We start from the raw sequence: 13,006 nt of genomic DNA, 5'->3' as shown, positions 1-13,006 counted from the left end.
AATGCGCAAAGGACGCCGTCTAATGCTCGTTTCCGTTTAAAGCGCTATTGCGTTCACGATCGAGAAGATCTAGCAGGCGCTGAACATCTACCGGCTTCACGAGATGATGATCGAATCCAGCCGCCTGGGTACGCAGGTGGTCCTCCGCTTGTCCATAACCGGTAACCGCAATCAGCACCGGCTTCGCTGATCCCTTGTCCCTGATTCGTCTGGCGAGTTCGTATCCGTCGATCTCCGGCAGACCTATATCAAGGAGTACCACATCAAAGTGCTGAGTTTCGACCGCGTCGATGGCAGCTCTCGATTCGTACACGACGGTCGCAGTGTGCCCCTCGACCTCGCACAACATTCCCAACGAATCGGCTGCATCATGATTGTCGTCGACAATCAGTACGCGTGCCGCACCGGACCCAGGGGCTCCTAAGTCGGGCATGAAAGAATCTTCCACCGGCTGGGCGTTATCCGGATGAATCAGCGGCAAATTGATCGTGACGGTCGTACCCAAGCCCGGTCCAGGGCTCGTCAACGATATGGCTCCATCATGAAGTTGTACCAACCGCTTCACGAGCGACAAGCCGATCCCGAGGCCGCCTTCGGACCGATCGAGTGTCCGTTCGCCTTGGGAGAACAAGTCGAATATGTGAGGAAGCAGGGTCGGCGAGATGCCGCTGCCGTTATCGGAAATCGTAATGGTGGCCGTGTCGCTCAATGCGGCCACTGCGATTCGAATGCTCCCTTCTTCTTGCGTGTACTTACTCGCATTATTCAGTACGTTCACGAGCACTTGCGAGAGCCGCGTGGCATCGCCGCAGACCCAGACGGGCGTTAACGGCAGTTGGACCGAAACGTTCTGTCGACGGCTCGTCGTCATCGACGCAACCGTTTCGAGTGCCGCGTAGACTGCCGAGCCAACCAGCATTGGAGTACGCTGAAGCTTAATTTGCCCATGCGTGATGCGTGAGACGTCCAACAGATCGTCGACCAGACGCGCCATGCTGTCGATCTGACGATGAATCATGCCTACAAGGTCCGAGGCGCGCTGCTCAGACTGCTCCGGACGTTCTAACAATGTGATCGCGGTTCTCATCGGCGCCAATGGATTTCGCAGCTCATGCGCTAGCATCGCAAGAAACTCGTCCTTGCGGCGATCGGAATCACGCAGCGTCAGTTCAAGTTGCTTACGTTCGTTGATATCGACCACACTGCCGACGAGGCGATGCGGGTGTCCTTCGCTATCGCGCTGTAAGACAATACAGCCTTGCACCCACTGCGCGCCGCCATCAGCAACCGTTCGAAATTCGATTGGGTAGTCGAACGTCTCGCCGCGAGCCGCCGTCTGCAACGCAGCGTCAACGAGCCCTCGGTCTTCTGGATGCACTCGGGTCAAGACGCTTGAATAGGGTAGGCCCGTTGTGCCATCTGCGTCGTTCAACGACGTTTGATCATCGTCCCAGTAGACGCACCAGTTGCTCAGATCAACGTGGCCGGTTGTCGTGCGCGCACCCCGCATTGCAACGAACAGCCGGAGATCGCGATCCTTGATCGCTGCAATCCCCTCCTCTTCCTGCGTCCGGTCCGCGGTCACGCAGAACCATTCGACGAGCTCGTCTGTATCGTCGAGGATAGGCACGATGCGCGCCGTCATCGAACGATAGCCTTGCTCGCGCTGCATCAAGCGAAACGCTAACGTGCTGCAGAGCCGATCCTTAACGACGCCACGCCATTGACGACGGACGCGTTCGCGGTCGTCCGGATGCACGGCGTCGAACCATCCTGCATCGATTCGTTGGCGCGTGGCGAAACCCGTGAATCGTGCCCACTCTTCCGCGCCCATGAGAATTTGATGGCCCGAAGCATCAGTCGCCCAGGCAAGTTCGCTACTGAGTTCTGTCAACGCACGATGCCTACGCTCGCTCGCAAGCAGTTGCGCCTGTAGCCGGTAAAGCTCCGTCACGTCATAAGTCACGCCGAAGACTCGAGTAATACGCGACTGCGTTGCGTCGACTTCGCTTTCGCCCTTGAGTTGAAACAGACGTCGCTCGCCATTCGCGATAACGAATGGAAACGTAAGCTCGAACGGCGCGTCCTGACGCAACGCATCTGATACCGCTTCTGTGAACTGATTGCGCTTCTCAGGGGCAACTCGGTCCCACAGTTCGTTCAGCGGGACCTCACCGGTATCTTCAGAATAGCCGTAGATCTCGGCAGCGACGCGCGTAAGAGTCGCCGTGTTGTGTTCGAGGTCCCAAAGCCATGCACCGATGCGTGAGCTCGCCAAGGCCCGTTCAAGCAACGCCTCGTTGGATCTGCAGCGGGCAAGCGAAACAACCAATTCGTCGAGACTTGCTGCCATCGCGTACCCCAGCTAACTAGGCGCTTAAGAAAATGCTCGTGAGATCTGACTCGAGCACTGACCAGTTAAACCGCCCGATGATATCGCACGTCTGACGATTTCTTCTAACTAAACAAGATGCATGCGCTCTTCAGCTGAAGAGTATGAATGCTTGAAAGCGACGGCCTGAGGACATCAGATGTTTCTGGCCAGTACGCTAAAAGAACTAGTCCGATGTGGTTGTTGGTGCCTGCCCGAATAACGCTTTGAGGCAGAACAAATCTTCGTGACCTTTTCGATCAACGCCGCGTCGTCGCCAAACCAGTGCTGCAGTAGCGATTCCACACGCACCAATCCGGGGGTTAGTCTTAGATTGAGGCACGCTATGCAAATGCTTTCCTCCCAGCCCTGCGACTCACTTCGATTGACGCGCGCTTCGCGACGCAACTGTTCTGGGCCTAAATTTACGGTGATAAGTGTCGTTAGCTGGTCTATCCCCCAAGCAATTGATAGCATGCATCGATTCACGCCCCATTCCTCCGCACAGGCCGCCAGATTCGTCTTAGCAACGCTTCTGACGGTCTTCGTACTCTCCGGTCTCTGGGAACTGAAACCCGAAGGCTGGACGACGGCCTTACTGGGTCTTTCTTACGAAGCTAATTTCGAAGCCGCAGAGCGGTGGCGCTTTATCTTGACCTCGACCGGGTTTTCAGCTCTCGCTCTGATATTACCTGGCGTGCGCATAGCGCGGTTACTCGCCATCCAGCGTAAAGCGTTCGCTGCGTTGCGGGCGGAGCAAAATAAAAGCGACTCCCTTGCGCGGCATGATTCATTGACGGGTCTATATAACCGTCGTGTTTTTATCGAAACCTTGGACCAACGGCTTGCAATTCCGCATGAAAAAACTGCGGTCCTGATCATTGACTTGGATAAGTTCAAACCAATCAATGACACTTACGGTCACGCAACTGGTGACAAGGTGCTTTGCGAAATTGCGGTGAGGCTTGCCGAGTTTGGGAGCAATCGCTCGGCTACGGTTGCCCGGCTCGGGGGAGACGAGTTCGCGATGTTCATCCCCGAAGGCAGCAGAGAAACGCTTGCGCTGATATCGGAGAGCTTACTGCAGAAGATTGGGGCCCCCCTTTCCGCGATTTCAGGCAATGTGTCGATCAGCGCAACCATCGGGATCGGAATGAGCCCGTTTGACGCCGCCACCTCCGAAGCCCTCCTGAAATGCGCCGACCACGCGATGTACCGCGCAAAAAAAATGGGGAAAGACAGCTACCACTTCCACGAACCGCGTTATGACCAGGAACAAAAAGCAGCGGCCCAATTTGAAGAAGAGCTAGCGTATGCCGTCGCAAAAGAGGAGATCGAGCCTTACTTCCAACCGGTCGTGAGTTTGCCAGACCAGCGACTCGTCGGGTTTGAAATCCTAGCGCGTTGGCGACACCACGATCGTGGACTTCAAATGCCAGATACTTTTATCCCCATCGTTGAACGATTGGGCTTGATGCCTGAAATGAGCTTTTCGTTATTAAAGTTGGCGATCGCTCACGCCCTGACGTGGCCTGGAGAAATGACTCTGGCGCTAAATGTGACCGTCGGCATGCTAGAAGACAGCACGCTTCCCGAACGCCTTTGCAGCATCCTTGAGCAAGCGAACTTTCCCTTCAGTCGCCTGGAGGTCGAGGTGACCGAGCAGGCTCTGGTTGGCAATCTGCCCGCCGCACGCCGAGCGTTGCATGCTTTACGAGCAAGAGGCATCAGTGTATCGCTCGACGATTTCGGAACAGGTTACTCTGGGATTTACCATCTAACCCAGCTTGCGATCGACAAAATCAAAATCGACCGATCATTTATGAATGACCCGGTTCTAGGACGCGATAAAGTGATCTCTGCCGTGCTGGCGTTAAGCAAAGGCCTGAAGATGCTGACAACGGCGGAGGGCGTCGAAACAGACGAAGTGGCAAAGATGCTCAGCATCGGGGGGTGCGACTTTGGTCAAGGGTATCTTTTTGGCAAACCTATGTCCGGGATGGAAGTAGACCGCGTATTGGCGCGTACGCCGCTTAATACGCTTGGGTTCCGAGCGATTGCACGGCCGTCCGATAAGACGCTTCATAGCGTGACGTAATGTTCCCGCGCGCCTTCACGGAAAAGCTGCCGTCGACAAGAAATCCGCGCCGATTGGCGCATCGATGATCAATAGGTATCAGGCGGAGGTTGGTTGTCCATGAGCATTCGAATCCATAGGAAGGTTGGATCTCGCTAGGTGCTCAGATTAAAGCCGACGCCAAAACAGCCGTTATCCGTGTCATCGTACAACATTGAGGCATATTGGCCATGCGCCACCTATCGGTTCGAAGCAGCTTGCTAGCCGTCTCCGTGGTTTTCGGAGCGATGGTCCTATTCGGTGGGATTTTGGGAGTCGTAACGCTCAGCCGGGCAAATGCGAGTCTGAACCGAATTAATGAAATTGCGTCGCAGGTGACGGTCGTCAACGACGCTTATAAGAACTCAACCCGCACACGGTCCGCGTTGACGCGAGCCTATTCGGCACTAAAAGAGCGCAATGATGGCGCAACGCGCGATTCGGCGGTGAGCGCCGCCGCGACGACCATTAAGCGCGCTGCCGACGAAACCGAGGCGTTCCGCAACGCCGCGTCCGTCGAGGGGCAGGACGATGCGCTAAAGCAACAGTTGCTCGGGTCGTCAAACAAGCTCGCGGCGCTATTACAACAGGCCTCCGATGCACTGCTCGCAGGCGACACTAACGCCTATGCAACGATCAACGATCGCGACATCACCTCTTCGGGCGCGGCGTATTCAACCAATGTCGAGAAGTTTCAGGCCAGCGCGAACATGCTGTCCAACGATGCCGTCGCGCAGGTTGATCGAGAATATAAGTGGGTGATCGCCCTCGTGGCGCTCGGCGTGTCTGCTGCACTCGCGTTAATCGTCGCATCGCACTTCGCACTTCAACGCATCGTCACGAAGCCGCTGGCCGACGCGGCAAACCTGCTCGACCGCATCGCGGCCAACGATTTGACCGTGCCTATTCCCGAGGCGAGCGCCAACGAAATTGGCCAATTGTTGGCGGCAATGCACCGCATGCAGCGCGGCTTGACGCAAACAGTGGAGAATGTCCGCACCAATTGCGAAGCCATCTACGGCGGTGCGCGCGAAATTGCCGCGGGCAATCTCGATCTGTCGAGCCGTACCGAACAGCAGGCGGCGGCGCTTCAGGAAACAGCGGCAAGTATGGAGCAATTGACGTCGACGGTGAAGCAGAACGCCGATAACGCGCAGCTAGCCAGCGCTCAGGCATCAAGCGCGGCGCGGGTTGCTGAAAGCGGGGGCGAAGTCGTCGAGCGCGCGATCCATACCATGACCGCGATCAGCGGTAGCTCACGCAAGATCGCCGATATTATTGGCATGATCGACAGCATCGCGTTCCAGACCAACATTCTTGCGTTAAATGCGGCGGTCGAATCCGCGCGCGCTGGCGAACAGGGCCGAGGCTTCGCGGTGGTAGCAAGCGAGGTGCGCAGCCTAGCGCTACGCAGCGCGGGCGCCGCCCGCGACATCAAGGCGCTCATCACTACGTCCGTGGCCGACGTCGAGCACGGCAACGATCTCGTCGCGCAGGCTGGGCAGTCAATGAAGCAGATAGTCGGCGTGGTGCGCGATGTTGCCGCGCTGATGGATCAAATCCGGTCGGCGACGATCGAGCAGAGCACCGGCATCGAGGAAGTCGGTGAAGCGGTTTCGCAAATGGACCAGGTGACCCAGCAGAACGCCGCGCTCGTTGAAGAAGCCGCTGCGGCTGCGAGCTCGCTCGAACAACAGGCGCAATCGATGACGGATGCCGTTTCGGTGTTCAGACTCGCCGCGCACTGAACAATGCGGAATTAGTGCGCCTCGACGCGCGGGCTACCGCGTGCGCAAAAACAAACCCGTTTTCAATTGGAGTAGTAGATGAAGATGACGAAGATCGTCGGCGCAATCGCAGTTCTTCTCGCGGCCGGCATGGCCGCCAGCACTGCGCAGGCCGCGACATATGCGTACGTTTCGAACGCGGATAGCAAGGACATATCCGTCTTCAGCCTCGACGAGGCTAGCGGTGCGGTGACTGCGGTCGAGACCGTTGCGGTGGGCGGGACCGTCATGCCGATGGCGCTCTCGCCCGATCATTTGCGTCTTTACGCCGGACTGCGTTCGACGCCCTATAGCGCAGTAAGCTTCGCGCTCAATCCCCTTGACGGCAAGCTTATTGAATTGGGCAGGGCACCGCTGGCCGAGAGCATGGCCTATGTATCGACCGATGCAAGCGGCCGCTATCTGTTCTCCGCATCGTACGGCGGAAATATGGTAGCGGTGAACCGGATCGGTGCAAACGGCGTGGTGGGCGACGTGCAGCAGACGATCAAGACCGGTCCGATGGCACACGCCATCCGCAATGCGCCAGACAACCGCGCGGTGTTCGCGTCGGTGCTCGGCTCGGATGCCTGGCTGCGCTTCGGATTCGACGCCTCGAACGGTCAACTGACCCAGGACGTGGCGCCGGCTTATTCCTTACCTCCGAAGTCGGGCCCGCGTCACTTCGTCTTCTCGCCGGATCAGCGCTTCACTTATCTGATCGACGAGCTCGATGGCAATTTGCACGTGCTGTCGTTCGAGAACAAGCACGATGTGGTGAAACCGATTCAGACCGTCTCGATCTTGCCGCCCGACTTCTCCGGCGGCAATCCATGGGGCGCCGATCTGCACTTGACACCCGATGGCCGCTTCCTGTATGCATCGGAGCGGACGTCGAGCACGCTGGCGGCGTATAAGGTCAACAAGGCGACCGGCAAGCTGACGCGTATTGGCACGTTTTCGACCGAGAAGCAACCGCGAGGGTTTAACATCGATCCGTCCGGCAAGTACTTGCTGGCTGTCGGGCAACTGTCGCCTAAGCTAAGCGCTTACCAAATCGACGCCAAGACCGGCAAGCTGACTGCAATTGGACAGTATCCGGTTGGCAAGGGCGCGAATTGGGTCGAAATCGTCAGGTTCAACGGTTCGAACGTGGAGTAATATGAATTGCGACGTCGTCACGATTCACGTCTTGGCTTGGGCGAGGCGAGCGATGTCATTGGTAAAATTGTGTAGCCCTCTTGACCAGCGACCCATTTCCGCCCTTCTAACTTGCGCGGCCTCGACGGCGCAGCTAGGGGTCACAGAGCTGATCTGCCGCCGTTCCATCCAACAGATGAACCCTGTAGGTCGGACTCACGTTCGGGTTGACCAATATCAGTCACCTCTGGTGGGTCGTTTGAGTCTGGAGCGTCCGGAGTAAGAGGCTGAGTGTCGGGAATGGTCGGATCGGACATGATGTAGGTCCAATGTAAAAGGCATTCGATTTCCTAAATTAGTCGCGAACATATCGAATGCTTACCCGATCTGCGATTTTGGAAAGGCCCAAAGCCATACGTCATTCCTCGATTATGCTTTCCGACGGGCGGTTTGGCAGAGGTTTGCGCATATAGCCGTGTCATTTTACCCATCCTACCTGCTGCAGTTCTCGCTAGAAGCGCAAATTTCGCACTGTTAAGCACGTAAGCTCGATGGAACGGACGAGCGATTCCAGATCCGCCGTCGAGAAGTCTGTGTATTTCTACTTGCTGCTTTCTTCACGATACTGCGCCCGTCACCTGGCACGGGGCATCCTGTGTGCCATGTGTCGACGCCCAGCTTTCGTACTGAACACATTGCTTCTTGACGATGCCGTGATCGCCGACGTGTTCGGTCGGACTCCACCCTTGCCGAGCACATGCGACGCCGCCCCTTCATGTCCAGATGGCTTTCGCTTTACGTTTTGTCGGTTGCGCGCATGGCGTTGAAAGGGCCATGGCGACGATCAACTAGAAAGCCGCATGCTCATCAACGGAAATGTTGAGGTGTGTTAAGTCCGCTAATAGCGTTCAAACCCGCTATACCAAGCAGCTTTCCCGTCCGTTTTATTTGAACCACTTCGTGATGTAGTGGTCAACTAATCCCGGACACTGCGTTAAGTTTTTCTTCCGCAACAGCTGGTGCCAGTCCGTCGTTGAACTGATGCGGTCGTTTCCAGTTGTACCGGTGCATCAGATAGTGGCTGATATCCCGGTGCGCTTCCTGCGCCGACATGTATCCCACTGACGGCAGCCATTCCGTCTTGAAGCTGCGGAACAGCCTTTCCATCGGGGAGTTATCCCAACAATTTCCTCGACGGCTCATGCTCTGCTGTATCCGATAGCGCCAGAGGCGCTGACGGAATTTCCGGCTTGCATATTGGCCGCCTTGATCCGAGTGAAACAGCAAGCCTTGCGGTCGACCACGCTGCTCATAGGCCATCTCCAACGCCTGTGCGACCAGATCGGCATCAGGGCGTGTCGAGAACGACCAGCCAACAACCCGACGCGTGAACAGGTCGAGTACTACGGCCAGATAATGCCAACGGCCCTGCGCCCAGACATACGTGATGTCACCACACCAGACCTGATTCGGCGTACCAACCTCGAATTCGCGATTGAGATGGTTCGGGATATCGATCCGCTCGACCGTGGCTTGCTTGTAGATATGGCGCCCCGGCTGCTTGCAGATCAACCCGAGCTCTTCCATCAAGCGGCTGACCTTGAAGCGGCCAATCGCCGTACCTTCCTCACGCATCATGCCCATGATGCTGCGACTGCCAGCAGAACTTCGACTCTCGATGAACAGCTCATGTACTCGGCTACGCAGTGCCATGCGCTCGGCATCAACGCGTCGGGCTCGCCCTCGGTGGGCATACAGGCAAGACCGCGATACGTCGAATACCGCGCAGATCAGTTCGACCGATTCGCTTGCGCCAATCTGATCAATTACTTCGTACGTTCGATGCCTTCCGACATCAAGAGCGCGGTAGCCTTTTTTAAAATGGCCTTCTCACGCTCGAGGCGTTCGATACGTGCCTCGAGTTCCTGAATACGCTGTTGATCCGGCGTGATTGCCTTGCCCTGTGGCGTGACGCCCTGGCCTTCCACCTGAAGTTGCTGCACCCAGCGGCGCAGCACCGTCTCGCCGACGCCGACCGAGCGGCTTGCTTCCATATGGCTATAGCCCTGGTCGAGCACTAGACCGGCGGCTTGCTGTTTGAACTCCGGGGAAAACGTACGTCGTTGCTTGCTCATCAGACACCTCTTCATGGCGACCATTCTCGCCTAAATCAGCGTCCGGATTCATTAGACCACTACAAGATGCTGTGCGTATAAGATGTCGGGCGTTCCGCTCCCAGTCCTAAAGTTTGACAGAATCGCGTCGTTAAACAAACACTGGTTGGGCACTCTCAGGTCCAACCCTCGGTTAGGGCGCGCTTCGGTGCGCCCTTTTTTTGCTTTGATCACTTCGCAGCGCCCTCCGCTATCTACGTTACATCTTCACGCAACCTCCGCTACGTAAAGTCAGCGGCATCCATAAGCCCCCTTCCAAAATTATAAAAACTACGCTTTGGTATTTTGATAACAAGGGGCACTTCTTAAATAACAGCGTGGCGATGTCAACGGCACTCAGGAATTGATACAGTTTCTGTCGGCATCGGCACTTCAGATTTGATACACCGGGTTGTAGTGTTATTGCCGTGCCGACCGCATTCCGTTGGCGGCGTTCTCCTTTGTCGTAGTCGATCTCTTCATAACCAGTCCGGCGCGTCGCTTGTCGCGTAGTCGATAGCTCTCGCCTTGGATTGCCACGACGTGAGCGTGATGTAATAGCCGGTCGAGCATGGCAGCAGTGAGCGTTGCGTCATCGGCGAACGTCTGGTCCCACTGCCCGAACGGAAGGTTGCTGGTTACGATCAGACTGCCACGCTCGTATCGTTTGGCGATCACCTGGAAGAACAGGTTGGCCTGCTCACGGCTCATCGGCAGGTATCCGATCTCATCGATGATCAACAGCCTGTACGGGTTGATGAATCGTTTTAGCGCGTCTCCCAGCTGATTCTGTCGATGTGCCGTGGTCAGTATCATCAGCAGGTCCGCTGCGGTGATGAAGCGCACCTTGATCCCTGCTTGCGTTGCTGCGTAGCCAGCGCCAGACTTCAGTGTTGGAGGTCGTCACGTCGAGTTCGACGTTGGCTGCCTTGAACTGAGCGGCCAGCGGCACGTAAAAACTGCGGCGCAAATATCCGTTCATCCGTTCGACCTTGCCTTTGGTCTTCGCGCGATAAGGCTGACATAGCTCGGGCTTAAACCCGTAGTGCCGGGCGAAGTCGAGAAACCCCGGCTGAAAGCGATGCTGCTTCGGACCGTATGCATCCCGCTCGATGACAACGGTCTTCATATTGTCGTAGAGCGCACGACGCGGCACACCGCCGAACCAGTTAAAGCAGTTGACGTGACATCTCAGCAAGGTATCGAGCCGCATGTCGGAAACGAATTCGACGTAGGTCGCGCGGCTATAGCCGAGAGTGGCCACGAATGCGAACAGATTCGCTTCTTTGCGTCTGCGGAACTCGACCCAGTCGACCTGCATCTGATCGCCCGCAGCAGTCTCGAATCGCACCAAAGGATCGGGCGCCGGTACAGGTCGCAATGTGGCAACGAACTTGCGCACGATTCTCTCGCCGCCATCGAATCCCTTCGACTGAATCTCGCGCCACAGAACTGTCGCTGGAATCCAGTCCGGTGCCGCTGCCGCGATCCGTTCCCGGAGGTAGGCTTCGAACGGTTTCAGTATCGACTCGCGCGGAGTCGCCGCGGGCCGAAACTTCGGCGCGTCCTGCGCCGCCAGATACTTCCTTACCGTGTTGACCGAGCAGCCAACCTCACAAGCAATGGCACGCAGGCTCTTGCCCTGCCTGTGCAATATCCTGATCTGCATGTATCCCTCGTACGAGATCATCGCCGCTCAAAGCGGCCATTATACCTTCGTCGAGGTGTATTAATTCCTCAGTGCCGACGGTGTATCAATTTACAGGTGCCGATGACATCGACACGGAAAAAGGATCGGCCAGCGACGGCTGAAAAAGTATTGGTTGACTATGGAAGGCGTTTCCCCTGCTAGCTGACGACTCAAACTGTTCCTGAGCAGGTATCGTTATCAATCTTTCGCGATCTTTGCTATCCAGATAAGGTTACTTCTCCCTGCGATGCTGAAGCTTCAAAGCGAAACCCGCCCTCTAGAAACGTTTTCATGTGCCGATATCTAAGGGATCGACAAGCCAAACCGGACGGTAAAAAACATGAACAACGATCAACACGATATTGAACAGCGGGTGCGCCTGGCAGGTAGCAACATGTTTGAGTTGTTGCTGTTTCGCCTTGGTGCTACGCGCGGTACAGGTGCCCGCGAACTCTACGGAATCAATGTCTTCAAAGTTCGAGAAATCGTCGCAATGCCCAAGCTCACCGAACTGGCAGGGTCGTCTGACAAGATCCTTGGCGTCGCGGATGTTCGCGGCGAAATCATCCCCGTCATCGACCTTGCGAGAGTCACCGGATGTACCCCGCGCGAAGGAAATCGCATCCTGCTGGTGACGGAGTTCGCTCGCACGACCCAAGGCTTCGCTGTGGAGGAGGTCGACGATATTGTTCGCCTGGAGTGGAACCGCGTCCTCTCGGCCGAAGGACATTCGAGCGGCAAAACCGTGACCAGCATAGCCCGCCTTGACGCACACGCTGGCGGTAGACTCGCGCAGGTGCTCGACGTTGAGCAAATTCTGCGCGATGCCCTGCCTGCCAGTGAACCAGAAATCAACGAACAGAATACGGGCCGCCTTACTCTGCCGCCTGGTGCGCGGGTGCTGGCCGCGGATGATTCCGGTGTCGCGCGAGCCCTTATCGAAGAAAGTTTGAAGTCGATGGGGGTACCCTTCATCATGGCAAAGACCGGACAAGAGGCGTGGGATCTGCTGGAGAAAGCAGGCGAGAAAGCAGTTAAGGAAGGCAAGAAAGTCACGGACGACATCGCGTTGGTACTGACGGATCTCGAAATGCCGGAGATGGACGGGTTCACGCTTACCCGCAAGATCAAAGCTGCTGCTGGACTGCAGATGATCCCTGTTGTCATCCACTCGTCGCTGTCGGGCTCGGCGAACGAGCAGCACGTTAGAAAGGTTGGCGCCAACGCTTATGTGTCGAAGTTCGTTGCGGCAGAACTCGCTGCCGTCATGCGCCAGGCAATGTCCAAGGTTGCAGCGTGAACGGCATGTCTGGCAACTGACCCATGCGACCGTTTCCAACTAGACTCGGCGCGAGTGCTGTTTGGCAAGTCGGCGGCGCTCGCAAGCTCACCTTGTTCGTCGTCGATCAATCCATTCCGTTGTATAACGTCGTGATCGGAAGCTTGCGCTTCTTTGCCGATGCTGACCAAATAATTGAATTCGTCGATTGGCTTGACGCGGCGCCACAGGAACCACCATCGCCCCCGACGTGGAAATGGGTGTTTGAAAGTGGCTTTGATCAATCGATCGATGGGTCACGATCCAAAGGTTGGTGTTTGAAGCACAATTGAATGCAGCCCGCGTGGGCTGAGACCTCGGAATTTCGCCGCAACCGCGTGTTAGGACTTCTACATTGCGGGGTGAGCGGTCGGACCCCACTCATCTACTGCGCCAGCACTCCGCGCTTAATGCGCAGCGTGAGGCGCGTTTGTCGCAGTTACCTAGCGCGT

Annotated in this window: 7 protein-coding genes and 2 pseudogenes; 5 read left to right on the top strand and 4 right to left on the bottom strand. The window is 56.6% G+C overall.

Annotation, left to right across the window (positions count from 1 at the left end; genetic code table 11):
* Positions 1 to 19: 19 nt before the first annotated feature.
* A complete protein-coding gene (locus ACYQ47_RS19185) occupies positions 20 to 2,353 on the bottom strand; it encodes a PAS domain-containing hybrid sensor histidine kinase/response regulator (protein WP_459906462.1) in 2,334 nt (777 codons plus the stop codon).
* A 493-nt stretch (positions 2,354 to 2,846) separates the two neighbouring features.
* On the opposite strand from ACYQ47_RS19185, the gene ACYQ47_RS19180 reads away from it, so the two are divergent.
* The 3 genes from ACYQ47_RS19180 to ACYQ47_RS19170 all read left to right on the top strand — a co-directional run bounded on the left by ACYQ47_RS19180 (position 2,847) and on the right by ACYQ47_RS19170 (position 7,414).
* Positions 2,847 to 4,469 carry a putative bifunctional diguanylate cyclase/phosphodiesterase gene (locus tag ACYQ47_RS19180; protein WP_459906461.1) on the top strand — a complete coding sequence of 541 codons (1,623 nt, stop codon included), beginning with the start codon at positions 2,847 to 2,849 and terminating at the stop codon, positions 4,467 to 4,469.
* A gap of 209 nt (positions 4,470 to 4,678) precedes the next feature.
* Positions 4,679 to 6,235 carry a methyl-accepting chemotaxis protein gene (locus ACYQ47_RS19175; protein WP_459906460.1) on the top strand — a complete coding sequence of 519 codons (1,557 nt, stop codon included), beginning with the start codon at positions 4,679 to 4,681 and terminating at the stop codon, positions 6,233 to 6,235.
* Between the two features lie 84 nt (positions 6,236 to 6,319).
* Positions 6,320 to 7,414, top strand: a complete 1,095-nt coding sequence (locus ACYQ47_RS19170; RefSeq protein ID WP_459906522.1) for a lactonase family protein — start codon at positions 6,320 to 6,322, stop codon at positions 7,412 to 7,414.
* 951 nt (positions 7,415 to 8,365) lie between these two features.
* Here ACYQ47_RS19170 and ACYQ47_RS19165 read toward each other — a convergent pair.
* The 3 genes and pseudogenes from ACYQ47_RS19165 to istA form a co-directional block, all read right to left on the bottom strand.
* A protein-coding gene (locus ACYQ47_RS19165) for an IS3 family transposase (RefSeq protein ID WP_459906459.1) occupies positions 8,366 to 9,528 on the bottom strand; the annotation gives its coding sequence in 2 pieces (ribosomal slippage) (positions 8,366 to 9,273 and positions 9,273 to 9,528; 1,164 coding nt in all).
* A 438-nt stretch (positions 9,529 to 9,966) separates the two neighbouring features.
* A pseudogene (locus ACYQ47_RS19160) lies at positions 9,967 to 10,422 on the bottom strand (ATP-binding protein); the annotation flags it as partial.
* A pseudogene (gene istA / locus ACYQ47_RS19155) lies at positions 10,403 to 11,236 on the bottom strand (IS21 family transposase); the annotation flags it as partial. The pseudogenes istA and ACYQ47_RS19160, both read right to left, overlap by 20 nt.
* 340 nt (positions 11,237 to 11,576) lie before the next feature.
* On the opposite strand from istA, the gene ACYQ47_RS19150 reads away from it, so the two are divergent.
* Together ACYQ47_RS19150 and ACYQ47_RS19145 are read left to right on the top strand one after the other, a co-directional pair.
* Positions 11,577 to 12,536, top strand: coding sequence for a chemotaxis protein (locus ACYQ47_RS19150; RefSeq protein WP_244832080.1), 960 nt, complete (start codon positions 11,577 to 11,579; stop codon positions 12,534 to 12,536).
* Between the two features lie 23 nt (positions 12,537 to 12,559).
* Positions 12,560 to 12,847, top strand: coding sequence for a hypothetical protein (locus ACYQ47_RS19145; protein WP_459906458.1), 288 nt, complete (start codon positions 12,560 to 12,562; stop codon positions 12,845 to 12,847).
* Positions 12,848 to 13,006: the final 159 nt, after the last annotated feature.

It is taken from the genome of Caballeronia sp. HLA56 (assembly GCF_054655155.1).
The sequence above is the reverse complement of the archived record's forward strand: the minus strand, read 5'-3'. Positions and strand labels throughout refer to the sequence as shown.